This is a genomic window from Streptomyces sp. NPDC002669 (assembly GCF_042889165.1).
In the GTDB taxonomy this organism is placed as follows: Bacteria; Actinomycetota; Actinomycetes; order Streptomycetales; family Streptomycetaceae; genus Streptomyces.
The window spans coordinates 17727-41417 of sequence record NZ_JBIAQQ010000038.1 but is presented as its reverse complement, the minus strand read 5'-3'; the positions used below and the strand labels follow the sequence as shown (position 1 = coordinate 41417).

The window sequence follows — 23691 nt, the reverse complement described above, 5'->3', positions numbered from 1 at the left end:
GAGCACCGCCCCATGTCCCAGGTCCACCGCGGCCGCCACACCGCACACATCGAGGGCGACTTCGTCGTCTTCCTGATCGGCATGCACGTGAACCGCCCCTGGCGGATCCACCGGTGGTGGCCGGTCTTCCGATCGATGTTCGGCATGGTCAAGGACCTGCGCGAGCATCCCGAGAAGGGCGCCCTGTGCACCTACTTCGCCCTGGTCTCAGGCGTCGGGCCGACGGTCGTGCAGTACTGGCGCAGCTTCGAACAGCTCGAAGCCTTCGCCCGGAAGACCGACGACCCGCACCTGCCGTCCTGGCGGCGATACAACCAACAGGTCCTCAAGTCCGGGGACGTCGGCATCTGGCACGAGACGTACCTGGTGAAGGACGGGCAGTACGAGAGCGTCTACGCGAACATGGGACGCATCGGGCTCGCCCGGGCCGGCGAGCTGAAGCCCGTACAGGCCAAGGGACACACGGCCGGGCGGCGGCTCGGCCGCACCGCCCAGGACGACTTCCCGGCCGGCACCCGCCCCGGGGACGGAGCACCGTCGTAGTGCCCCGCAGCGCCACGGCCCCCCGAACTTCTCGAACTTCCCGGTCCTCAACGGCCGGTGCGACAGAAAGGTGATGCGCGATGAACGCTGCCACGACGAGTGAGGCGTCACTGCCGCCGGTCGACAGGTCGTGGCGGACCTGGTCCGGTGCTCTCGGTGGCCTGGTGTCCACGCTGATGCTCCGGCACGCGGGTGACCAGCTGACCGTGGACCTGGCACCCAGATCGCTGCACAGTTCCTTCCTCGCCCCGGTGTCGGACCATCCGCTGCTGGTGCGGTCGGAGGTGGTACGCCAGTCGCGCACCAGCGCGGTGGTGCGCTCGGTACTCGAACAGCACGAACGGCCCGTGGCGTTGGCGACGGCGCTGTTCGGCATCACGGGGGACAAGCCCACGCTCCAGGCGGCCGGGATGCCGGTCGTGCCGACGCCCGCGGACTGCCCGGATGCCGGCTTCCCGGCCCGGATGTTCCCGTATGCGGCCCACTTCGAGACCAGGATGGCGGGCGAGGAGCGGCCGTTCGGAGGAGGGACACATCCCGAGATGACCGCCTGGCTGCGCCTGCGGGACCTCGATCTGCCGATCGCCGAGGCGGCACTGGTGCTGCTCGACGCGATGCCCCCAGCGGTATACGCGGCGGCCTCCGAGCTGGTGGCGGTGCCGACCGCCGAGTACTCGGCGCACTTCACCGACGGACTGTCGTTCGCCGACAGCGGCGACTGGGCACTGGTCCGGGTCGGGACGGACCAGTCGAGCGACGGCTGGACGGTGGAGTCCAGCAGCCTGTGGAGCGCGGACGGCACCCTGCTCGCGGTCGGTCGGCAGACCCGTCAGATCCTGCGCCCGACGGGACCCGAGGGCGCCCTCAAGGTTCCGCCCACCTGGTGGCAGAGCTCCTGACCCCGCCCACCCGGAGCCGAAAAGAAAGAAAACACAAAGAAATCCAAAAGAAACACCTTTCTCCCGCCCCCGAACGACCGGGGGCGGGAGAAAGGTTTCAGGCAGAGCTCGGATGAAGAAATCCTTCTTCGCGCCCTCCCCGGCTCACGAGACCGTCCCGCAAGGCGTGGACACCGGCTTGGAATCGAGAATTGGCATCCAGCCGGCTCATTATTTCCGCCACCCGCCGCCGATAAGTTCGAAGTGATATTCCCAATCGGCGGGCGGCCACCTCGTCCTTGCGTCCGATCGCCAGCTCATTGATGATCCGGCGATCCGCGTCATCGAAATCTGACCGAAGGTGACGTAGGTAACTCGATGGCTCACTGGCACCATTCCAGGCGGCCGCGAGCAACGACTGCAAATTCTTGATCAGCGGCGGTGACCAGGTAGCCAGGTAGTGCTCCTGGGAGAGGCCGACCTGGGTCCGCATGAAGGCGACCTGAGAGTCCACGATGACGAGTTCCTGCAGCTTGGTGTCAGTGATCCGGACCTGGCTGTCACGCTCCGCGGCAGACAGCAGGTATTCCGGAGTACACCAGTGGGGGAGGTCGTCACGATGGTAGAGCTCCCGTACGGCGACCCCCCTCCGCTCCGCTTCACCAACTATTTTCCGTACCACCCGGCCCCGTTCACCGGAATACCACTCCGGACTCAGTGCCGATAATGTAACGTCATAGCGGGCCCGCGTAACGGACTTCAGAGCGGAAACTCTCATCTCGCTCGCACTGTCGAATTGCTCGATGAAACCTCCCCGCCCAACTCCCGAAAACCTTTCCGAGCGAATTCCCTGATGAGTTCCCGAAAGCGTCGACAAGAATTCCCCCATGACCTTGGTTTCTTGACTTTCTTCAACTAAACTGTAGCGCGGCCAACAATTCAGCTCAAGCGGTCCAGGTCAAATTCGTGTATACGCTCAGGTGGATTGGGCTCAGTGACGCGCCCTGGAGATCCCTTCAAGCCATTCACGGATCGCGGCGCGCTCCTTCGGCGTGAATGGAGCCTCCAGTTCGGCTTCGCAGCGGTCGACGGCTTTGCGGGCATCGGTCAGATGCGCTCGGCCGGACTCGGTGACGAAGATCTGTTGGCTGCGCCGGTCGGACGGATTCGGCCGCCGCTCGATCAGGCCCTCCTGTTCGAGCCCGATGAGCATCTCGTTGGCGGCCTGCCTGGAGCTCGCCACCTCGCGCGCGATGTCCGACGCCGACATCCCGGGCTGTGCCTCGGCCATCAGGAGGGTGGCGTACTGCGAGGTCGTCAACCCGAACTCCGTGAGCTCCCCAGCGATCGCCGACCTCATGTTCAACCAGGCTCTGCGGACCAGAAAGGTCAGCGAGCCGGCCGCGACCCCGCGGGGATCCAACGCTCCACCTCCTCGGTTGCGGGCAAGTTCCCGATGACCGCAGATCACCGAGCTTGTCAAGTTCTTGTCGATCATAGCGGAGCCCCGATGCTCAGAAGGCTCCAGATTCGGACACACTCTCCAAGCCCGTCCTTCAACTGCTGCCGGTAGCTACTTCGACCGACCGGCCTCACGAGAGGCGCCGGGATCCGTGACGGGCCGTTCCCGGAGGCGAGCACCGATTGTCCCTGCCGCACCGCCCGGACCCGGAACCGACGAAGGCCGGCGAAGCGGCGCCCGATCCTCATCCCGGCGCGAGGCTCACCGCCACGACCCTCGGCCGCCCCCGGGACAGGATTCCCGGGACGGAGCACGCCCGGATCGAAGTCGAACGCGTCGCGCACGCGGATCCCTGGCAGTTCGTCGGCTCGTTCCCCACCAAGGACGCCTGTGAACAGGAGGCCCAGAACCTGTACCGGGCGGGCAAGACCGACCACCGCTCCTGCTCCCCGAGCAAGAGCGGCTACGACCTGGGGGCCCACTTCCGCTGACAGGGGTACGGCCCCGGTTCATTGCAGCACAAAGCCACAACAAGGCGAGGCGCACCACCGAGGACCCCGCCCGCCGGGAGCAGCAACGGCCGCGCCCTGAGGCCGGAGCGTCCTGGCCGGGTTACCAGGTTCGTGCACAGGCCGAAGATCCCGACCCGCACGTGCCCGGCCTTCACCCCCGCCACCGGCCTGCCCTGGCATCGGAGCACCCGCCAGGTGCACCCCGGATGACGGGAGACCACCACGGCCGCGGCCGGTGACCGAACAGCCCCCCCGCCCGGGCACGCGCGGAAGAAGCCGGTCTCTCCGCCACCCCCTGAACCAGCGGACGGGCATGAGGCCCGTCCTGGTCCTCTCACGCGGACGGCGCGGCATGGCGTGAACTGGCCGTCAAAGGCCACACCCTGAGCGGTGGGCATCGCCCAGCGGAAGAACACGGCACAGCTGGGGGAGCCTCGGCAGATACCGGGCTTCTCGTCGCGGCGACGGTTGCCGACGACGGGCGCCGGACCAGCATACATCTGACCGGCCAGGACCAGCAGGCGTGCACCGTCGTTCCATCCCACCAGGCCGCCCCCTCCCCCTGGCCACGCCCCGGACGGGAACGACGCCCTCCACCGGATCACCGCGGTTTCCGCAGTGGCCGGGCACGGAACGGCTACCGGCCCGGACAGGCGAGGGCGGGAAGAGCGACGCCGCGTCCAGAGGCCACCGCTGGGTGCCCGAAAACCCGAGTACGTCGGATCGTACGGTCCTGGAACCATGCCCGGATGGTCCACCGCTTCGAACCCCTGGGCATCCGGCACCCCCACCGCCTTCCCTCAACCCCCGGCCCGAGCGGGCAAGGGGACGTCGCGGCAAGGCAGTTCGACGCGGCGCTGATGTCCGTCGGATTCAAGCTCGCGGCAGACCTGCTGAAGCACCTGCCGGGACTGTCAGAGGGGACGGTCATCGACACTGCCGTACGGACGCTGGAGACCGTCCGGACGATGACCGGGGACCACGTCCAGCACAACGCGTACTTCATCGACTTCCCGGCCAATGTGCCGGACACATACGAATTCTGACACCAGCACGTCGCCCAGGCACTCGCCGACGACGCCTCGCGCGAGCGCACACTCGACCAGCTCCGCACCGGCACCGCGGACCTGCTGACCCTGACCTCGTACGGGACATACCCGCACACGTACGAGGCGATGATCGCCGCGCACGACGAGCTGACAGCCGCAGCGGGCGACCGCGTGACGGCCCTGCACCTGGACGGTGCACCGGACGACGAGAACAGCGCGCTGTACCGGGCCTGGCCGGGAGCACGACACCGCTGGGCGACGAGGTCCTGCCCGACCTCGCGCCGGGTCCGCCGCGCCCTGCCGGCGGGCCTCGACACCTCGTCGCAGCGTCCCCGGCCAAGCTGGCCGACGTTCACGGCACACCGCGAGGCGTTCAAGCGGCTCGGCGAGCGCCTGCACGCGCACGAGTACCGGGCGCGCTGGCCGCACACCGCCGACGTATTCGCCGTCGCCCGGGGCGAACGGGAGGCCCGGTCCTGCGACGCGGATGCGGTCGAGGATGGTGTTCTGGCCGACTACCAGCTGCTTGTGCCCACGATCACGAGCACCGACCTGCGCACTGTCCTCGCCAACTCCGGTGATGCCCACACGGGGTTCGGTCCGAGTGCCCGTCGTACGAGTGCGCTGCATCTGGCCGTCCTCAAGGCCATGACGGAGCACGACCTCAAGCATGTGATCGTGTACTTCCAGCAGGTCGCGGACGCCGCCGACTTCGCCCGCCAGTTCCCCCATACGCTGCGCACTCTCCCCGTGGACCAGCGCCCCGCATGGGCCGACGACCTTCTTGTGCAGTCGATCAACGGCACCCACACCCCCGACCAGCGCCACGCCATCCTCACCGGCTTCGCTGATGCCGACCGTGGTGTGTACTGACCATGCCCAGGTTCTGGGCGAGGGGGTGGACTTGCCGGCCGTGGATGCGGTCGTGTTCGCGGACCGTACGGCGAGCGTGCGCCGCATCGTCCAGGCCCTGGGCCGTGCTCTGCGCAAGCCCCCGATCGTCGAGCGCAAGACGGCGAGCCTGGTCATCCCCGCCTACACCCCACCCGAAGCCGACCCCACCGACCTCCTCTCCATCCCCTACGAAGCCCTCGGCTGGTCACCGCCGCACTCCGGCATCACGACCAGTCGGATTGCCGCCCGGGCCCCGCGCAAGAACGCCAAGCGCCGCCCGGACGCCAACACCCACACCCTGATCACACGCCGGTTCCGGTTCGACTTCACCCTCGACCCCGGACATATCGCCCGGGCCATGAACCTGCTGGCCTGGCCCGCCGTCGGCGCGGTCCTGTCCGCACCCCGCCGCGCGGGACTCGCGGCCGCCGTCCGCTTCCACGCTGAGCAATGGCCACCTCCGCGTCCCGTCCGACTACGAGGACGCCTACGGCTACTGGCTCGGCCAGTTCATCACCGGACAACGCACCGCCTACCACCAAGGCGCCCTGACCGCCGAGTGGATCGCCGAGCTCGAAGACCTGGGCATGGTCTGGGACGAGAACGAAGCCGCCTGGCAGGGACACCTGGCCACCATCGAGGCCTTCCACACCGCCCGCGGCCACCTTGCCATCCCCTCCCAGGAGCCGGGCGGTCAGTTCCTCGCCGACCAGCGGTCCCTGGCCCGCAAAGACCGCCTCGCCCCCAGCCGCGAAGCCCAGCTCACCGCCCTCGACCCGCACTGGACACTCCCGCACGGCCCCGACTGGCACCGCAAATACCACCTGATCAAGCACCACATCGCCGGCTACGACCCGGCCACGCTGCGCCGCGACACGGTGATCGACGGCATGAAAGCCGGCAGCTGGCTGCACCGTCAGTTCACCACCTGGCACGAACTCAACTCCGGCCAACGCGACCTCCTCACCAGCCTCGGCCTGACCACCGATCAAGTCCCACTGAGACAAACACCGAGAACACCCGTCACATCCGGCACCAGGAAACGCCGTTCCTTCGAACAGACAGCACTGCTGCTGCGCGCCTTCGTGGAGCGCCACGGACGCCCGCCCGGGGCCAGAGAATGGATCGAGGCCGACGGCGAACGCGTCATGATCGGCCCGTGGCTGTGCAAGACCCGCACCAAACAGAAAGCAAGTCAACTGTGAAGTTCGGGGAAGAGGTTGCCGAGATGTTCGGGTTTCCCCACCACTGATGCTGGCTCGTGTTTGTCCTGGTCAGTTGGTGTTTCAGGTGGTTGATCTTGGTGGTGTTTTCCTGAATCGGTGGTGGTGTGATCCCGAATGGGTCAGTGCAGTGTTCGTCGAACCTCCTTTGAGGTGGGCTCTATAGCGCATGAGGGTGCGGGCTGGAGGTGGAACGGGGTCTCTGTCACCTGCCCAGGTGATCGACGGGGCTCTTGTGGGGGTGTCGGCTTTAACGTCTCATCCGTCGCGCCTGCCATGGGCGTTGCTTGAACTGCTCTGTATGGGGCGGATGTTGACTGCCCGGAGGCTGGCATTGTGATCACTGCTTGGTTGCGGGTTCGTTCTCTGTGTGGTTGTCGGTTCCGGTGACGGCGGGCGGCGACGCCTTGGGGGCCGTGGATGAGGGCTTGGGGCGGCACCGGGATGAGTTGCGGCCTGCCGCGGTGGCTCAGCTGCTGCGGCTGCGCAGGGCGGGAGAGCTGAGGACGGCGCATGTGCGGCTGGTCGCCGACACGGTGGGCGTGCACATCAGGACGGTGTGGGACTGGCTGAAGCAGGCCGAGGAGACGGGGTCCACGGAGAAGCCGGAGCGCCGGCGGTTCCGGATCACCGAGGAGATCATCGAAGTCCTCGCCGACCACCAGGGCAACGTGAAACGCGCTCACGAGTATCTGGTGCGCGCCGCCAAGGCGACGGGTCAAAAGCCGGTCGGTCTGACCACGCTGCACGACGCGATCGCCCGTGACCTCGACCCCGGTTTCATGGCGGGCCTGCGGGAGGGCATCCCGGCCGCCCGTGGTTTCGACCCCGCCTTCCAACGGCCCGCGGTAGCCCGGAACCAGGTGTGGGAGGGCGACCACAAGCAGGCCCCGCTCGTCGTGATGATGCCCGACAAGAAGCTGTCGAAGGTGTGGGTGACGTGGTTCGAGGACCGCGGTACCAGCCACGTGATGGGCTGGGCGGTCACCGCCGGTTCCGCGCACCGCGGCTCGGTCCTGGCGGCCGTACGGGCCTCGGTGCTGAGGGAGGATCCTTACGGGCCGGCCGGGGGACTGCCTCACCTGGTACGGGTCGACGGCGGCGCCGACTTCATGTCCAAGACCGTCCGGCGGGCCTTCGGTCTGCTCGGGGTCCCGGTGCACCGGGTGCGCAGCGCCCGCCACAAAGGCGGTATCGAGCGACTGAACCGCACCAGCATGACCCGCTTCTTCGCCGACCTGCCCCGCTACACCAAGGCTCCCCTGCTCGATCACCGCCGCCGTGTCGGCGAGACGGACCCGCCGTTGACCTTCGAGGCATTCGTGGAGCTCCTGGGGGAGTGGGTCACCGAGCACAACACCCAGCACGTGGGGAAGCGCACCGGGCTGACGCCGCTGGAGGCGTGGCTGGCCGACCCTGCTGAGATCCGCCCCGAGCCCACCCCGGCCGAGCTGCGCGCGTTCATGCTGGAGAGCGACCACAGACCACGGAAGATCACCAGCCACGGGGTGGAGTTCGCGGGCCGCTGCTACATGCCCGAGAACGGTGCCGGCCGGATCGGGGTCGAGGTGCGGGTGCGGTGGATGCCGCACCACGCCCATGAGATCGACCTGTACACCTTCCGCGGGGAGCGCTACCTGGGCCGGGCATTCCTCAGCGACGAGGCCACCGAGGAACTGCGCGCCAAGGTCCTTGCCAACCGCCGGGAGCACAGTGCTGCCCTGCGCCGGGCCCTGCAGCGCTCCGGTGAGCGCAGGCGCGACCGCTATCTGCCGGCTACCGAACCCCAACTGCCCGTCTCTGCGACCCGCATGACCAAGGAAGAGGCGCTCGCCGAACTCGCGGGCACCAGCCACCGAGCACCTGCTGCTCCCCGCCGGCGCGAAGAGCCGTACCAGCCACTGACCCCCGTTCCGGCCGGCTGGGCACGCCCCGGCCAGGCCACCGCCCCCTCTCATCCGTCTTCGGAGGACACATGACACCCACTGCACCTACTGCCGCGCCGCCCCGGCCGCCCGAGTCGGGAGCGCCGCGCCGTCCGGATCTGCGCCCGCAGTTCTTCCTCGGCCTTGAGGACTCCTCACTGGTCGCCACCGACACGCTGCTGCAGATCAAGGACACCGTCGTCGACACCGTCGAATCGCGGGCCATGTCGGTGATCTACGGGGACGCCGGGCTCGGCAAGAGTTTCGGCACCCGGGCCACGATCCAGGAGATGAACCCGGATCTGATCCTCCCGCTGGACTTCGCCCGCTCGCGCCCGGGACCGAAGGACCTGCGCGAGGAGCTGTTCCACCAGATGAACCTGTCCTGCAAGATGCCGGGGACGCCGACCGCTTTCGACAAGCTGCTGCGCGAGACCCTGCCCCGGCGCCCGTATGTGATCGTGTGCGACGAGGCCCAGCAGTACCGGCGGGAGAACTTCGAGTTCCTGCGCAAACTGTGGGACACCTGCGACCCCAAGCCCGCCGTCCTCTTCGTCGGCGGCCGGGAGGCGTACGAGACGCTGCAGAGCGATCCGGCGCTGGCCTCGCGGATCTACATCCGCCTGGAGATCCTGGCGATGACCGAGGACGAGGTCCTCAAGGCCGTGCCCGACTCGCACCCGGTGTGGAGGGGCGTGGACGAGGCGCTGCTGAAGAGGGTCGACACCCAGTACGCACTCGGCTCGTTCCGCGAGTGGGCGAAGGTCACCAAGCACGTGATCAAGGGCATGGAGCACTTGGGGGCCGACAAGGTCGACGACCGGGTCGTGGACTGGGCCCTGAAGCGATGCTGACCACCACGCCTCCGCTGTCGGTTGTCTGGGGCGCGGCCGCCGCAGCCGAGCCCTTCGCCGTCATGGAAGACGCGGCCCCCTCCGGCCTGCACTTCCTCGACACCCCAGGTGTACGGACTTTGCTCACCCCGGGCATGCTCGCCGTGGGCGACGCGCTCGCCGACGCGTACTCCCAGGGCCGGTTCGTGTGCGTGCTGGGCGATGCCGGGGTCGGCAAGACCTTCGCCGTCCACACCGCCGCCCGCCGTCTCGGCGAGCTGTTGCTGCTGCCGCTGCACTTCCGGGCTCAGCCGGCGCCGGCTGACCTGCGAGCCGCCCTTCACCGTGCACTTGGCCTCCGTGGTGAGGCGCCCGCCGACCCAGGGGCCGCCGACGCCTGGATTCGTCGCGCCCTGGCTCTCAAGCCGCGGATCGTCGTGGTCGAGGACGCCCACCGGCTGTCGGCGTCCTGCTTCGAGTACCTGCGTTTCCTCCACGACGACCTCCCCCAAGGACTGTGCGTGGTCCTGATCGCCCAGGCGCGCGGCGAACGCTCCTTGCGCGCCCAGCGGATGCTCGCCACCCGCAGTGCCGGCTGGCCCTACATCTGGCCGCTGACCCGCGACCAGGTTCAGAAGGCGGTGCCCGCTTTGCACCCTGTGTGGCAAAGCGTCGCGTCCGACGACCTCAAGGCGCTGGACGCCCGCCTCGCCGATGGCTGTCTGCGCCGCTGGGTCGTGCTGACCCTTCACACCCAGCGGGTGTTGGCCGCCACCGGAGCGAGCAAGCCGGACTGGGGCATGCTGCAGGCGGTGGCCGACCGGGTCGACGGCGGACGCCGCCCATGACCGCCCCCACGCTCTTTCCCGTCCCCGCCTCCACGCTGCCGCCGGCCACACCACCGTCGTCGGCGGCCCGGGCGGCGGGGCCGGTGAGGCTGCTGCTGGACGGCGACGACGACCACGCGGTGCACCGGGCCGCTTACCAGTGGGCCGATCCCGCCTGCGGCCGGATCACCGTCGATCCCACCCCGCACACCACCAGCCCGGCCTACCTCGCACTGGACGTACTGCGCGCCATGGGCCGCGACGGGTTCTCCCGTCCAGACGCGGAGCGGATGTCCACGGATCCGGCCTGGCGGGCGGTGACCTGCTGGACCCTGGCAACCGGCGTGTACGAGGTTATTGTTCTGCGCGCCCACCGCCTGACCACCGAGCGCCTGCGCCGCCTGGCGGCCTGGCACGCGGACACCGGTATCCGCCTCACACTGCTTGCCCACGCACCGGAGCGTGACGACGAGCAGCGTCTGACCGAACATCTCACAGCTGCCGGGCTGGACGACGTGGTGACCGCACGCGGCACGGTCCCCGTCCTCGACGCGATCGGCCCGGCCGCCGCCGGCCGACGCTATGGGCCACCGCCGCACGATCACGCCTACCGGCTCCCGACACTGCCGCGCAGCTCGGTGGCCGCGTTCCGCGCGGACTGCTGGCGCCACCAGAACACCACCGACTTCGCCCGCACCGACGGCCAGTACCGCGCCGGCTACGCCGCCGCCCGCACCTGGCTGGCCCGCCTGCAGGCCCAGCCACCCCAAGCTGCCGTCACCACCTCCACCACCGAAGACCCGGCCGAGCCCACCCCCTTCAACCTGCAAGAGACCGAAGCCCTACGGCTGTTCCTGGCCCGGCTGACCGTCTCAAGCCCCAGCACCCAGCACACCGTGGCCCGCGTACGCGGCGCCCAGGCCGGCTTCCTGGCCCATGCGCTGCTGCTCAACGTGCCTGACAACCTCGTCAGTTGCGCGGGTCCGGGTATCACCACCGTGCCCCTCACCCCGCGCGTCGTGCACACGATCACTGTGCGCCTGCCCAACCCGCTGCGCGCCGCCGCCATCGCGGCCCTGCTGTTCACCGGCACCGACACCTCGCTGCTGTCGATGACTCAGATCGCCAGCGTCGACAAGGACGGCACCACCGCGGCCATCGACCGCGACTCGCGGATCAACATCGGCGAACCTCCCGGGCCCCGGCACCTGTACGCCGTCCCGCCCCGAGCCCGCCCCCTGCTGCGCGCCGCGGTGGAATTCCGCCGGCGCACCCCGCGCACCGCTGACAACCACGGCCTGTTCGCGAACTGCTTCGGCACCACACCACGCTTCGATGCCCTCATCGCCGACGCCGGCCTCCCGATCCCCGCCCTGGCCAACGGCCATTCCGGGGACGACTGGCATACCGCCGCCCGCTGCTGGCACCTGCACACCCCCACGCCACCTGCCCCCGACGTCCTGCCGCGCCTTGGGGAGCTACACCCGTGACCGACCAGACCCCGCCGCCCGGCGACACGTCCGCGGCCGCGTTCGACCTGACGTTCCTGCGCACACGCGCCATGGAGTGCCGGCTCACCGACGAGGACCTGGCCGCGCTGACCGGCATCCCCGCCACCGACTTCGACAGCCACCTCACCCCGCACACCCTCCCCGCCGGGGCCCTGCTCACCCTCGCCCGCGCGCTGAACACCTCCGCGGAATCCCTCCTGCGCCAGCCCGCACCGGCCCGCCGTCCCGCCCCGGGCGCGGCCACCCACGCCACCGTGCTGCACGCCGCCCTGCTCGAGGCCGACCGCATCCACCCCGACGACCTGGCCTCCGCTCTGGAATGGACCCCGCACCGCCTCGGGCGCGCCGCCACCACCCTGGCCGCACACCTCGAACAGTCCAGCAGCCCGCACCGGCTCATCCACACCGACACCGCCATCCACCTGACGTGCGTGCCCGACCTGCTCACCGGCAAGCAGCGGCAGAACCTGCACAACTCAGGCCACACCGCCGCCTCCCTCGCCCCCGGCGAGGCCGCAGCCCTCACCCGCCTGCTGCACCACACCGCCCGCGGCCTCACCCCCGACCTGCCCGCCGATCAGATCCCGCGCCTGGCCAACCGGCGCCTGCTCGCCCCTGCCGGCAAACAGCCCACTCCCCACCCGGACGTGTTGTTCGCCCTCGGGCTTGCCGCCCACCCGCTCCTGGACGCCTCCGGCCCCGCCGGCCACCCAGCCTTGGACCACCGTCACGCCGCTGCTGCCGGCGCAGACTCCGCCAGTGGCTCCGCGTCGGCGCCCGTCGCTGCCACACCGGCTCGACCCGGAGCGCTGGCTCTGTCGATGACGAAGAGCAGCGTTTCTCGGGCAGTTCGGGAGGTGCTGCCCACGTCGAATAGCGATGGCCTCGGACAGCAGCCCGGTGACGACCGGCAAGACGCCGTGTGCCGTCGGTCCGGAGTCCGGGATAAAAGCGCTGGCTAAGGTCGCAGGTCACAGCCTTCATCGCGCCGCTGCCGAGTGCCGACGGGTGCCTCCTGTTCTCATCGACATCGAGATCCGGGTGCGGTGAGTGCCTCCCGAGGGCATCGACAACTGCTGTCGTGTGACGTCGATAAAGCCAGGGGCCGGCCGCCCGGAGCGTGCCGGTGACCGGCCGGAGGCATGGTCTGCCTCTTCGCTCTCACAGGGCGCCGGCGGCCTGGCCGGCACGGGTGGGGCACTTTGCTTCGGTGTCGGCCGGGTCCTGGAGGCCGGCCCGAGCAGCGGCCGGCGGTTGTGGAAGCACCGTGGCCGGGCCCGGGGGCGGTCCCGTACCGTCGCTTCCTTGTTGTCCCGCTGCGGGGCCGTGTCTTTGGTCCCGGCCCGGCCCGGTACGAGTCGGCCGGTGCCGCCGCGGGCCGTGATGTGCGTGCAGGTGATGAGCGGATCCCGTCCGGGCGGGAGGAAGAGGCGCCCGGACGGGATCGCTGCCTCACCGGGGCGAGGCGGACCGGGTCAGATCCCCGGGCCGGCGACGTAGGTGAACGCGCCGGCCGCGGTGTCGGATCCTGCGGGGTTGGTCACGACCACGTCGGCTGCCCCCGCGGTACCGGGCGGGGTGACGGCCGACAGGGTGGTCGCGTTGATCACCGAGAACGGTGCCGGGGTACCGCCGAAGGTGACCGAATCGGTGGTGTCGAAGTTGGTGCCGGTGATCGTCACCGCCGTTCCGCCGGAGGTGGGCCCGGAGACCGGGGTGAGGGTGGTGACCGTGGGGGCGTCCACGTAGGTGTAGGTCAGGCCGTTGTTGCTGCCGCCCGCGGTGGTGACGGTCACCGGAACGGGGCCCGCTGCCGTGCCGGCGGGAACCGTGACACTGAGGGAGCTGTCGGAGTTCACGGTCGGGGTGGCCGTCGCGGTGCCGAAGGAGACGCTGGTGGCCGTCGACAGCCCGGTGCCGTTGACGGTGATGGTGTTGCCGCCGGCGGTGGGCCCGGACGTCCCGCTCAGTGAGGACTTGAACGGTGCGCCGACGTAGAAGAAGGGCACCGGGTTGCTGGTTCCGCCCGGTGTGGTGACGGTGACGCCGACAGTGCCGGTGCCCGAGGGGGAGAGGGCCGTGACTTCGGTGGGGGAGACCTGGGTGATGCCGGTGGCCGGCTTGCTGCCGAACCTCACCGCACTTGTGTTGGACAGGTTCGTTCCCGTGATGGTCACCAGGGTTCCGCCTCCGGTGGAACCCTGGTTGGGAGAGATAGGCATGACAACGCTCCTCATTCTCCAAGGGGACATGAGCGACCGGCGAAGCAGCGCCCGGCCCGGGCATTCGGCGGCCGCCGAAGACGCCGGTTGCCGATGACGCCGAAGGACACCGCATGGTGGGGCGTGGTGGGCACTGCCGGGGGCCGGGGGAGCGGGGCAAACACGCCTGACCGGGTTCGGCACCGGACCCTGGGTGCCAACACCTTCTCCTCAAATGCGGAGAAGAACCGGCACGTGCTGCCTGTTCCCGCCTTCCTCGGCCAGGGTGGGCAGCCCGCCGGTTCGCCATCTCAGTGACCCACAGGGGCATATGAGTGACAAGAGCCGCGACCTCCTGTCACCCGAACGGAGCAGTCGCCTCGGCGTGAGCACGTGCCTCTTCGAGTCGGCGGGCACAGCCCGCACGGCAGCCTGGTTCGTGCCCTGCCGGGGCAGTTTCCGCCGCGCCGTTTTCCGCCCGGCCGCCAAACGGGCTTCCCGCCGGACTGCCGCACCCAGCACGGGGCGGACCGCGGCCGTGGGCGTCCGGGCCCGGCGCGGGACCCCGCCGGGGCGTGAGGCCGGTGTGTTCCCGGCTGCTTCTGGGCCGGCTTGCCCGGGTGATCGGCCCGGTACCCGCCGGGCGCCGGCCGGGCCGGAGCCGTCCGCCCCGGCCGGCCGGATGGGCACGCTGAACATCCGGCTCTCGCCAAAGCGCGATCCAACGGAAGCGCGAATGCGGGCACGTGGGCCGCGCCCAGGTGCGGTGACGCCGGCCTGTCGCCCGGCGGCCGGTCGCCGGCAGGGCAACGACAGGGCGAGGGCTGCTGCCGGCGGGTGCGGTCACGGCCGCACCCGCCGGCAGGGCTGTCGTCCGCGCCGGCCTGACTCACCGGGCGGACGCCGCCCCCGGGGCCGCGGCGTCCGGGCGGCCGATGCTCCGCCGCCCGGGACAGGGCAAATCCCTTTCCTGGTCCGGAAATTGGGGAGCAAGCGGCTTCTGTGCGCGAAACCGCCGGCGCCGCTTAGCCCGTTGGGGTGATCCCGTTGTGGACTGCCTTGCCGACGGGGCGGCTATATGGGTGACTGGGGATGTCCAGTCGGCGGGCCGCCCTCCCCCGGACCGGAAAGCACGCGGTGCCGCGTTTGTGCGGCTGGAACGGAACACGCCGCCCACGGTTCCCATGAAGTGAAGTAGTGACACTTCGTCCTTTGCGGCCCGCCATCGGCCCGAACAGCGCGCACCGCCGTGCCGTTCGGCGACGGGCCGACGGCCGCCCTCGCCAAGGGGCTCTGTGCCGGGCCGGGGCCGGGCGCACGGCTCGTTGCCCCGCACGGGACGAGAGTGCTGTTCCTGTCTGCCCCCTCGACGCGGAGGCGGCCCGGCCTCCGGCGGCAGCCGCCCGGCGGACTCGGGGGATGTGCGGGCTGGTCCAGCCGCCACGCGATCCCGCTGCCCGGCCCGGCGGCGGCCGGGACGCGGCTGGTGCCGTGCGCCGGGAAGGACACCGGCCGTCTTTCTTGAACCGGGTTTTTTTGCCGTTCCGCTCTCGTTCCAGGAGGTATCCATGCCGCCCGTGGTCAGTTTCATCAACCCCGCGCAGGGGCCTGCATCGGGGGGTACCACGGTCGTCATCACCGGTACCGGACTCACAGGCGCCACAGCCGTCCGGTTCGGGACCGCCAACGCCGTTTCCTACACGGTCACATCGGCCACACAGATCACCGCGCTCACCCCTGCCGGGAGCGCCGGCCCGGTCGCGGTGACGGTGACCTCTCCCAGCGGGACGAGTAATGCCACGGTCGTCTTCACCTACACCCCCGCTCCGCTCCCCGCCGTGAACGGCCTCTCGCCGTCCAGCGGATCCACGGGCGGCGGCACCATGGTCACCGTGACGGGAACCAATTTCTCCGGTACCACCCGGGTCCGCTTCGGCTCCCTCGACGCGTTGTCCTTCAGCGTCCTGTCCCCGACCCAGATCACCGCGCTCTCCCCGCCGGGATCCGCGGGCGCGGTGCCGGTGACGGTGACGACGCCGGCGGGCACGAGCGCCGCCGCACCGGCGTCGTACTTCTTCTACGTTCCCGCCCCGGTGCTCACCGCGCTCGCGCCGGGGTCCGGCCCGGCCTCTGGCGGCAACACGGTCGCACTGACGGGACAGAACCTGTCGAACGCCACCGCCGTGCGGTTCGGCGCGATCCCGGCCGTTTTCAACCCCGTTTCGTCCACCGGGATCTCGGCCGTCGCCCCGGCGGGGTCCGGCGTGGTCACGGTGACGGTGACCACGCCCGGCGGCACCAGCAACTTTCTGGCCTACGCGTATGTGGATGCCCCCGTGCTGAGCGGTGTGTTCCCCTCCAGCGGACCGGCCTCGGGCATCACGGTCGTGACACTGACCGGTACGGGGCTGGCCACCGCGACCGGCGTGGAGGCCGCAGGCGTGCCGGCCGCCTTCACCGTGCTCTCGGACACCCAGATGACCGCGGCCATCCCGCCGGGAGCCGCCGGTGACGTGCCCGTTCAGGTGACGACAGCGGGCGGAACGTCAGGATCGGTGGTCTTTCACCGAGTTGCGGCCCCCGAGATCTGAGCGCCCTGCTTCTGCCGCCCCGCCTCCCTCACGCGATCGCCCCAGCGGGCTCACCCGAGCGGGTCCGCCCTGCGGGCGGCCTCACCGCGGATCCTTCCGGCAGGGCCTAGCGTGTGCGCTACCGGAAAGACCGGCAAAAACAGATAAAGGGAGCTGCCCAATGAGGCGCAGGCATACGCATGGCGGGGGGGCCGCCATCTCGGCGGCGCTGGCAATCGTCCTGGCTGCTGCCACGCCGGCGGCCGCCGCTCCGTCCTCCACCAGCGTCACCGCTTCGCCCTCGTCGGCCACCGTGAACAGCCCGGTCCAGCTGACCGCCTCCGTCACCTGCGACACCGACCCGGGCGGCGGTCTGGGCATGTCCTTCTTCGACGGCGGTGACCTCCTGGGCACCGTGCCGGTGGCGCCCAACGGCCAGGCCGCCTACCCCGCATCGTTCACCACGGCCGGCACGCACACCATCACCGCCGCGTACAACGGCAACGGCTCCTGCGATGCGTCCAGCAGCACCACGACCGTCCAGGTCTCCTCCTCCCCGGCGCCCAACCAGCCCCCCGGTCTGTGTCTGCTCGGCTGCGGCAGTCTGATCGGCTTCGTCGTGGGGGACATCAAGAACACCGTGGTCGTCCGCTGAGTGCCTGTTTCTGAATCCTTGCGGTCAGGCGCCAGCGCTTTCGCGGCTTCGGGTTGTCGAGGGCCGTCTGTCAGAGCTCGATCTTTCGGCCGCGGAACCGTAGGTCCGGACAGCCCTCGGTGTCGGTCCGGTGGCTCGTGCGACGTGTGCGGCCCCCCGACCGATTTCGGTCAGAGGGCCGCGGGGAGTGCTTGGTGGGGATCAGCTGGGCTGGTCGCCGGTGTAGCGGAAGATGTCCCCTGCGTTGTTGATGTGCCAGGCGGTGCCGTCGGCGCCGGCGGCGATGTCGGTGGCGGTGCCGGGAATCTTGATCCAGGGGTTGGTTCCGCTGGCGTCGTTGTTGGTGTACCGGTAGATACTGCCGGCCGGGTCGACGCCCCACACGTTGGTCCGGGAGCCCACCGCGATCCGCTTCAGACTTCCGTTGACGTCCGCCCACGGGTCGGAGGGGTCTTGGTCCCCGGTGTACCGGTAGACCCGGTTGCTGCTGTTGACCCCCCAGACGGTGCCGTCCGCCGCAGCGCCGATGTCGCTGAGTGAGCCGGGGATCTTGAGCCACGGGTTGGCGTCGTGGTTGGTGTACCGGTAGATGCTGCCGGCGGAGTCGACGCCCCACACGTTGGTCCGGGAGCCCGCGTCGATGCGGACCAGGCTGCCGTTGATGCCCACCCAGTTCGTCGTGCTCTGGTCTCCGGTGTACCGGTAGATCTGGTTGCCGCTGTTGACGCCCCAGACGGTGCCGTCCGCCGCCGCGCCGATGTCACTCAAGCCTCCCGGGATGTTGATCCAGGGGCTTCCGTCGTAGTTCGTGTAGTGGTAGATCGCGCTCGCCGCGTTCACACCCCACACCGTCGTCCTGGACCCCGCCGAGATGGCCGAGAGACTTCCCGCGACCTTCACCCAGTCCGCCATGATGCAATCACCCTTCCTTGACCGGCATTTGCCACCATCCTGAGCGAACCGGGCACGCTTAAGGAGGGTGTGACTGCTTGCCCTGGTGCGGGACCAGCCGGAAAGAGTCGGTTTCAATTCCTGTCCGCCTTGCAGTCCAGCGGTGGAGGCGCCTCGGCTGCGGAGATTGCGACCGGAAGAGCTGTCACTCCCGTCGGGGATGGACACGAGATGCGGTTCGTGCGTTTGGTCTAGATGACACCGCCGGGGAAGTCTGCCGCACCAACGTCAGACCCTCTGAGCAGACTCAGAGGGCTGTTCAGCATGGCCGGTTCTGTTGCTGTTTCGTCCGGGTGAGACGCCTGGTCATCAAGGTGATCGCTGCCCAGGTGATGAGAGTTTCGGAGTGCTGGACGAGGCGTTCGTAGTCCCTTGCGTGGCGACGGGCGTGCATCATCCAGGCCAGCGACCTTTCAACGACCCAGCGTCGGGGCAGAACGATGAATCCGGAGGTGTCCTTCGGGCGGCTGACCGGCTTGATCGTGAGGTTGAGACGCCTTTTCGCCCAGGCCACGAGCTTGCCCGCGTAGGCAGAATCCGCCCAGACGATCGTGATCTCCGGGTGGGTGAGGCGAAGTCGGAAGAGAATTTCCTTGGCCGCGTCGCGGTCGCTGAGGGAGGCGGGGGTGACCATCACCATCAGCGGGAGGCCGCGGGTGTCGACCACGACGTGCCGTTTGCGGCCGTTGATTTTCTTGCCCGCGTCATAGCCACGTGTCGCCCGGGAGACGGTCTCAGCGGCCTTCACTGACTGGGAGTCGATGACCGTGGCGACAGCTCTCGGCCCTTTGCCCAGCTCACGGCGGATGCGTGAGGTCAGGTGGTCACGGATCAGGTTGACGATCCCGGCGGCCGCCCAGCGGGCCATGAACCCCCAGACCGTCCGCCAAGGCGGGAAGTCCGCCGGCAGGGCCCTCCACTTGCAGCTGGTGTCCACGACATAGCGGATCGCGTCCACGATCTCGCGCCTCGGATGCTTCTCTGGGCGCCCTCCGACGACGGTGTCGCACGCCGGGATGGGTAGCAGTGGTTCGATCAGGGCCCATTCAGCGTCGGTGGTGTCGGTGGGATAGCGGCGGCGGCGCATGACAACGGGTGCCTCCAGGCATGGGTGCGGGGGGGGGGGGGGGGGGGGGGGGCGGGGCCCCCCCCCGGCGGGGGGGGGGGGGGGGGGGGGGGGGGGGGGGGGGGGGGGGTTGTGGGGGGGGGCGCCCCCCGCCGGCGCCCCCCGCCCCCCCCCCCCCCCCCCCCCCCCCCCCCCCCCCCCCCCCCCCCCCCCCCCCCCCCCCCCCCCCCCCCCCCCCCCCCCCCGCCGGGTGGGTTGGGTCAGGCTGAGGCGACGAGGTCGAGGGTGGATTCGATGGAGTTGAGCTGGGCGACGATGTGCCGTACCCACTTGTCGTTCGGGTGGGCGGCGGCGTGCGGGGCGACGGTGCCGGTGATGAACCGGCGGAACTGGGTCAGCTTCTCGCCCACCACCTGCCGTTCGTATGCCTCCAGCGCGGCCCGTTCTGCGCCGAGCTGGTAGCCGTCGCTGCGGGTCCAGATCAGCGGGGGCCAGCCCTTGGATGCGGCCTCGTCCTTCAGCGCCGCGAGGCCCGAGCGGACCTGGTGAGGGGACAGTGCGCTGGCCCTGACCAGCTGGTGGAACTCCAGCCCGGCTGGGCGGGCCTCGAAGAGGACGAAGCGGACGGTGTCCGCGTGCCGTCTGGCGGCGTCTCCCTTGCGCCGGGAGGCGCGGGGCACGACTACTCGCCCCGCAGCATGGCCGCGAGCTCGTCGTCCATGTCGACCTTGCCGGTGTCGACCGCGGTCTCGATCCAGTCCAGGGTGTGTTGACTGAACTAAGACAGGAGTTTTCGCAGGTCAGTGACCTATCGCGAGGGTTGGCGTTAGCTGATGCGTGACTGATGCTGACGGGCCAATCCGTAACCCGGCCTCTTTGGTCGTACCGCAGATTGGTCGGCTACTGGAGACCGGAGAGGCCGCCGAGCCGTACCGGCTGCTCGACCCCGAAGGACACCTCGTCGTACCGACGGCAGTGTTCTTCGCGGACCTTCAGGCGGCGTCGAAGCCGGCGACGACGATCCGCTCGTACGGCATGGACCTGCTGAGGTGGTACCGGTTCTTGTGGGCCGTGGAGGTGCCGTGGAACCAGGCGACCAGGGCCGAGGCCCGGGATTTCTCCCGCTGGTTCCAGCTCGCCGACAAGCCCGTACGCGTCCACTGGCGGCATCAGCGCAAGGGCGTCGAAGCGGGCGCCGTGCCTGCTCAGCGCGGATCGCGGAGAGATCCTGGGGCGCCGAACCCGGTTACCGGAAGGCCCGCGCCGGGGCTGAAATACGCGGCCTCCACCCGGGCTCACTGCGAGACCGTGCTGCGGTCCTTCTACGACTTCCACCTCGAAGAGGGCAGCGGACCGATCGTCAACCCCTTCCCGCTCGACCGGTCACGCCGCGCCGGCCGGGCCCACGCTCACCACAACCCGATGAACACCTTCCGCCCCGAGCGGCAGGGCCGCTACCGGCCCAAGGTCCCCAAGCGCATCCCGCGACGGATCCCGGACGAGTTGTTCAACGCCCTGTTCGCCGCGCTGAAGTACAACCGGGACCGGGCCCTGCTCGCCTTCTGGGTCTCAACCGGCGCCCGCGCCGAGGAACTGCTCACCAGCTGTGAGAAAGACGCCCTGCCCGGCCAGCAGTTGATCGGCGTGACCCGCAAGGGCACCCGCGCCTACCAGCAGATCCCGGCGTCGACCGACGCGTTCGTCTGGCTTCGGCTCGCCCAGGAGGACGCCTGGCGCAAGGGGGCGCCCCGCGGACGAGTCCACACCTTGTGGTGGACCCTGCGACGTCCGTGGCGACCGCTGAACTATCACGCCGCCCGGGCCATGCTGAACCGCGCCAACGACCTGCTCGGGTCGAACTGGACCCTGCACGACCTTCGGCACACGGCGGCCTACCGGATGGCCCGTGACCCGAAGATGTCCCTGACCGACGTCCAGTGGGTCCTCGGGCACGCGCATCTGTCTACCACCGAGATCTATCTCGCCGCGAGCCAGGAGGAGGTCATCGAGCAGGTCCTCGCCCACCACGCTCGCCGAGAACGCGAGCAGATGCGACCGCCGTCACCGGCACCCGGCTACAACCCCGCCAGCCTCAACGTGCTCTTCGGGCAGGCAGGATGACGACCACGGCCACCACGACTACCGCTGCCGCGGCGACGTCGCAGGACAAGGTCGTCGCGTTCCACGGAGCGGCATACAAGGCGCTTCAGGAGACCTTCCCGCCGCGGTTGACGCCGGACACCTGGACGGTCACCGCCGAGCCGCGCGACCAGGCCGTCTCCCGGCTCCGCGAACTCTCGGCCGGGTCGTCGAAGCACACTCGCTACATCCGGGTGCGCGGCGCCGACCTGCTCATGCGCTGGCTGGAGACCTTTCCCGGGGAGAGCTGGCAGCAGCGGTGGCAAAGCAGTACGGCGGACGACCACCCGAGAAGCTGGAGCGAGCTTCCTGCGTCCTGGCACGCCGAGCGCGGCGTCGGCACTGCACACTTCCTCTCCTCGGGCACCCTGCATCTGATCTGCGGAGACGTGATCCGGCCCAGCGTGTCCTGGCTGCTTCACCTGCACTCGCCGAACTTCCGCAGCAGGATGGAACTGACCCGGGACCCGGAGGGGTACGCGGACCTCGTCGCGGCCGCCGGCCCCACATGGTCGTCTCAACTGGGGCGGCTGGCCCGCCTACAGATCGCGGTGCTGCTGGCCGCCAAGGGCGGACGCATCCGCGACATCACGGTCGGAGACTGCCTCGAATTGCGGGCGACCGAGGCCCGCGTCTACCGGTTCGGAGGCACCGGTCGATCGCTGTTCTACCGCTGGCTCAAGGACCTCGGAACGTTCCCGCCGGACGCCCCTCACACCCTTCGAGACGTGACCCGGCACTCGGGGCAGGTCAGCGTCGCCGACCTGGTCGACCGCTACCAGCTTCAGTGCACCCCCGTCCGTGACCTGCTGGTCGACTACCTCGTCGAGCGACAACCCGCCCTGGACTTCTCATCGTTGGAGGACCTGTCCCGGATCCTGGCACGGCACTTCTGGAAGAACCTCGAAGACCTGCGGCCGGGCATCGACTCGCTTCGTCTCTCCGCCGAGACCGCAGCGGCCTGGAAGGAGCGCGTCCGCACCAAGGTCGACCGCAAGCGCCAACCGGACGGCAGCTACACCACCAGCCTGCGGTTGAACTACATCGACTTGCTGACGGCGGTCCGTGCCTTCTACCTCGACATCGCCCAGTGGGCCGTGGAAGAGCCGTCCCGCTGGGGCCCCTGGGCCGCACCTTGCCCGATCAAGGCGAACGAGGTCTCCCATCGAAAGTGCGAATCCCGGCGGAAGGCGCGGATGGATCAGCGGACCCGTGAACGGCTCCCCGTTCTGCCCGCTCTGGTGAGGACGGCCGCCGGCGAACTGAAGGAGGCGCAGGCGAGGCTGGAAGCGGTCCGGGCAGCCGATCTGGGAACCACGTTCACGGTGCTGGGTGAGACGTTCACGAAGGCCCGGGGCAACCGCTGGAGCGACCCGCGCCAGATGACGATCGCCTTCGACGCGGACGGGAAGAGGAGGCGCCTGGGCGACGCAGAGCTCCGGGCCTTCTGGGCCTGGGCTTCAGTGGAGTTCCTCCGCCTCACCGGCGTCCGCATCGAGGAGATGCTGGAGGTGAGCCATCACAGCATCATCCAATACAAACTGCCGACCACCGGCGAGATCGTGCCCCTGCTGCAGATCGCTCCGTCGAAGACCAACGAGGAACGATTGCTGCTGGTCAGTCCAGAGCTCGCCGACGTCTTGAGCACGATCGTCTCCCGAGCCCGTGACGAGTCCGGCAAGATCCCGCTCGTCGCCTCCTACGACCACGGTGAACGGGTCTGGAACCCGCCGATGCCGTTGCTGTTCCAGTGGCGCACCGGGCAACAGAACCGAGTGGTGTCGATGAGCACGATCCGCAAGGCGCTGGACGAGACCCTGGAGGCGGCCGGGCTGACGGACAACACTGGGCAGCCCTTGCGCTATCAACCCCATGACTTCCGAAGGATCTTCGTCACTGATGCGATCATGAGTGGCCTGCCCCCACACATCGCTCAGATCATCGTCGGGCACAAGAACATCTCCACCACGATGGGCTACAAGGCGGTCTATCCGACCGAAGCCATCGAGGCCCACCACGCGTTCATCGCCCGCCGTCGAACCCTGCGTCCGAGCGAGGAATACCGCATCCCAACCCCGGAGGAATGGGACTCCTTCCTGGGGCACTTCGAGCGCCGCAAGCTTTCGGTGGGCACCTGCGGCCGGGCATTCGGCACCGACTGCATCCACGAACACGCCTGCGTCCGTTGCCCGATGCTCCGGCCCGATCCAACGCAGCGACCCCGCCTTGTCGAGATCCGCGACAACCTCATCGCCCGGGTTACCGAAGCAGAACAGGAGGGGTGGCTCGGGGAAGTCGAAGGACTCCGCGTCAGCCTCGCCGGCGCAGAGGAGAAGCTCAACCAACTGGACACCGAGGAGCAGCGAAGGTCCACTGTCGTGCACCTCGGCATGCCAACCTTCGGACAGATCGCCACACGGACAAGCGAAGTCGCAGCCCCATGACACGGCAT

The 23691-nt window shown here is 69.5% G+C and carries 18 protein-coding genes and 2 pseudogenes; 13 read left to right on the top strand and 7 right to left on the bottom strand.

All coding sequences use genetic code 11. The features are described 5' to 3' along the window. Positions 1 to 12 precede the first annotated feature (12 nt). Positions 13 to 543 carry a DUF4188 domain-containing protein gene (locus ACFYW1_RS35480; protein ID WP_389003001.1) on the top strand — a complete coding sequence of 177 codons (531 nt, stop codon included), beginning with the start codon at positions 13 to 15 and terminating at the stop codon, positions 541 to 543. Between the two features lie 80 nt (positions 544 to 623). After that, positions 624 to 1442: an acyl-CoA thioesterase gene (locus ACFYW1_RS35475; protein WP_389002998.1), complete on the top strand. Its 819-nt coding sequence runs from the start codon at positions 624 to 626 to the stop codon at positions 1440 to 1442. A gap of 97 nt (positions 1443 to 1539) precedes the next feature. On the opposite strand, the gene ACFYW1_RS35470 is transcribed toward ACFYW1_RS35475, so the two are convergent. Then, positions 1540 to 2310, bottom strand: a complete 771-nt coding sequence (locus tag ACFYW1_RS35470; protein ID WP_389002995.1) for a hypothetical protein — start codon at positions 2308 to 2310, stop codon at positions 1540 to 1542. Between the two features lie 102 nt (positions 2311 to 2412). Next, a complete protein-coding gene (locus ACFYW1_RS35465) occupies positions 2413 to 2919 on the bottom strand; it encodes a MarR family winged helix-turn-helix transcriptional regulator (RefSeq protein ID WP_389002992.1) in 507 nt (168 codons plus the stop codon). 146 nt (positions 2920 to 3065) lie between these two features. Between ACFYW1_RS35465 and ACFYW1_RS35460 the strand changes: the two genes are divergently transcribed. From ACFYW1_RS35460 to ACFYW1_RS35430, 7 genes and pseudogenes are all read left to right on the top strand, one after another. After that, the gene (locus ACFYW1_RS35460; protein WP_389002988.1) at positions 3066 to 3374 is read left to right on the top strand and encodes a hypothetical protein; all 309 of its coding nucleotides are present in this window, start codon (positions 3066 to 3068) and stop codon (positions 3372 to 3374) included. 770 nt (positions 3375 to 4144) lie between these two features. After that, positions 4145 to 6540, top strand: a pseudogene (locus ACFYW1_RS35455) (Helicase associated domain protein); the annotation flags it as partial. A 485-nt stretch (positions 6541 to 7025) separates the two neighbouring features. Beyond that, positions 7026 to 8540 carry a Mu transposase C-terminal domain-containing protein gene (locus ACFYW1_RS35450; protein WP_389002984.1) on the top strand — a complete coding sequence of 505 codons (1515 nt, stop codon included), beginning with the start codon at positions 7026 to 7028 and terminating at the stop codon, positions 8538 to 8540. Then, on the top strand, positions 8537 to 9340 hold the full coding sequence (locus ACFYW1_RS35445; RefSeq protein WP_389002981.1) for an AAA family ATPase: 804 nt from the start codon (positions 8537 to 8539) through the stop codon (positions 9338 to 9340). The genes ACFYW1_RS35450 and ACFYW1_RS35445 overlap by 4 nt, the downstream gene beginning before the upstream one ends. Further along, a complete protein-coding gene (locus ACFYW1_RS35440; RefSeq protein ID WP_389002979.1) occupies positions 9334 to 10167 on the top strand; it encodes an AAA family ATPase in 834 nt (277 codons plus the stop codon). Before ACFYW1_RS35445 ends, ACFYW1_RS35440 begins: the two co-directional genes overlap by 7 nt. Then, complete coding sequence (locus ACFYW1_RS35435; protein ID WP_389002976.1) at positions 10164 to 11636, top strand: hypothetical protein; 1473 nt, start codon at positions 10164 to 10166, stop codon at positions 11634 to 11636. Before ACFYW1_RS35440 ends, ACFYW1_RS35435 begins: the two co-directional genes overlap by 4 nt. After that, a complete protein-coding gene (locus ACFYW1_RS35430; RefSeq protein ID WP_389002973.1) occupies positions 11633 to 12619 on the top strand; it encodes a hypothetical protein in 987 nt (328 codons plus the stop codon). The genes ACFYW1_RS35435 and ACFYW1_RS35430 overlap by 4 nt, the downstream gene beginning before the upstream one ends. Before the next feature lie 513 nt (positions 12620 to 13132). On the opposite strand, the gene ACFYW1_RS35425 is transcribed toward ACFYW1_RS35430, so the two are convergent. Then, positions 13133 to 13879 (bottom strand): IPT/TIG domain-containing protein, encoded by a 747-nt coding sequence (locus ACFYW1_RS35425; RefSeq protein ID WP_389002970.1) that lies wholly within the window; start codon positions 13877 to 13879, stop codon positions 13133 to 13135. 1547 nt (positions 13880 to 15426) lie between these two features. Here ACFYW1_RS35425 and ACFYW1_RS35420 point away from each other — a divergent pair. Both ACFYW1_RS35420 and ACFYW1_RS35415 read left to right on the top strand, forming a co-directional pair. Further along, the gene (locus ACFYW1_RS35420; RefSeq protein ID WP_389002967.1) at positions 15427 to 16449 is read left to right on the top strand and encodes an IPT/TIG domain-containing protein; all 1023 of its coding nucleotides are present in this window, start codon (positions 15427 to 15429) and stop codon (positions 16447 to 16449) included. 160 nt (positions 16450 to 16609) lie between these two features. After that, positions 16610 to 17083: an Ig-like domain-containing protein gene (locus ACFYW1_RS35415; protein ID WP_389002964.1), complete on the top strand. Its 474-nt coding sequence runs from the start codon at positions 16610 to 16612 to the stop codon at positions 17081 to 17083. Positions 17084 to 17284: 201 nt separating this feature from the next. Here ACFYW1_RS35415 and ACFYW1_RS35410 read toward each other — a convergent pair whose 3' ends face one another. From ACFYW1_RS35410 to ACFYW1_RS35395, 4 genes and pseudogenes are all read right to left on the bottom strand, one after another. After that, positions 17285 to 17995 (bottom strand): tectonin domain-containing protein, encoded by a 711-nt coding sequence (locus ACFYW1_RS35410; RefSeq protein ID WP_283856842.1) that lies wholly within the window; start codon positions 17993 to 17995, stop codon positions 17285 to 17287. A 298-nt stretch (positions 17996 to 18293) separates the two neighbouring features. After that, positions 18294 to 19121: an IS5 family transposase gene (locus ACFYW1_RS35405; RefSeq protein ID WP_389002960.1), complete on the bottom strand. Its 828-nt coding sequence runs from the start codon at positions 19119 to 19121 to the stop codon at positions 18294 to 18296. 239 nt (positions 19122 to 19360) lie between these two features. Beyond that, a complete protein-coding gene (locus tag ACFYW1_RS35400) occupies positions 19361 to 19780 on the bottom strand; it encodes a RacP protein (RefSeq protein ID WP_283856841.1) in 420 nt (139 codons plus the stop codon). 2 nt (positions 19781 to 19782) lie between these two features. After that, positions 19783 to 19866: pseudogene (locus ACFYW1_RS35395) on the bottom strand (DUF6192 family protein); the annotation flags it as partial. 110 nt (positions 19867 to 19976) lie between these two features. Between ACFYW1_RS35395 and ACFYW1_RS35390 the strand changes: the two are divergent. Together ACFYW1_RS35390 and ACFYW1_RS35385 are read left to right on the top strand one after the other, a co-directional pair. Then, positions 19977 to 21221 carry a tyrosine-type recombinase/integrase gene (locus tag ACFYW1_RS35390; protein ID WP_389002956.1) on the top strand — a complete coding sequence of 415 codons (1245 nt, stop codon included), beginning with the start codon at positions 19977 to 19979 and terminating at the stop codon, positions 21219 to 21221. Then, entirely contained in the window at positions 21218 to 23683 is a 2466-nt protein-coding gene (locus tag ACFYW1_RS35385) for a tyrosine-type recombinase/integrase (protein ID WP_389002953.1), read from the top strand. The genes ACFYW1_RS35390 and ACFYW1_RS35385 overlap by 4 nt, the downstream gene beginning before the upstream one ends. Positions 23684 to 23691: the final 8 nt, after the last annotated feature.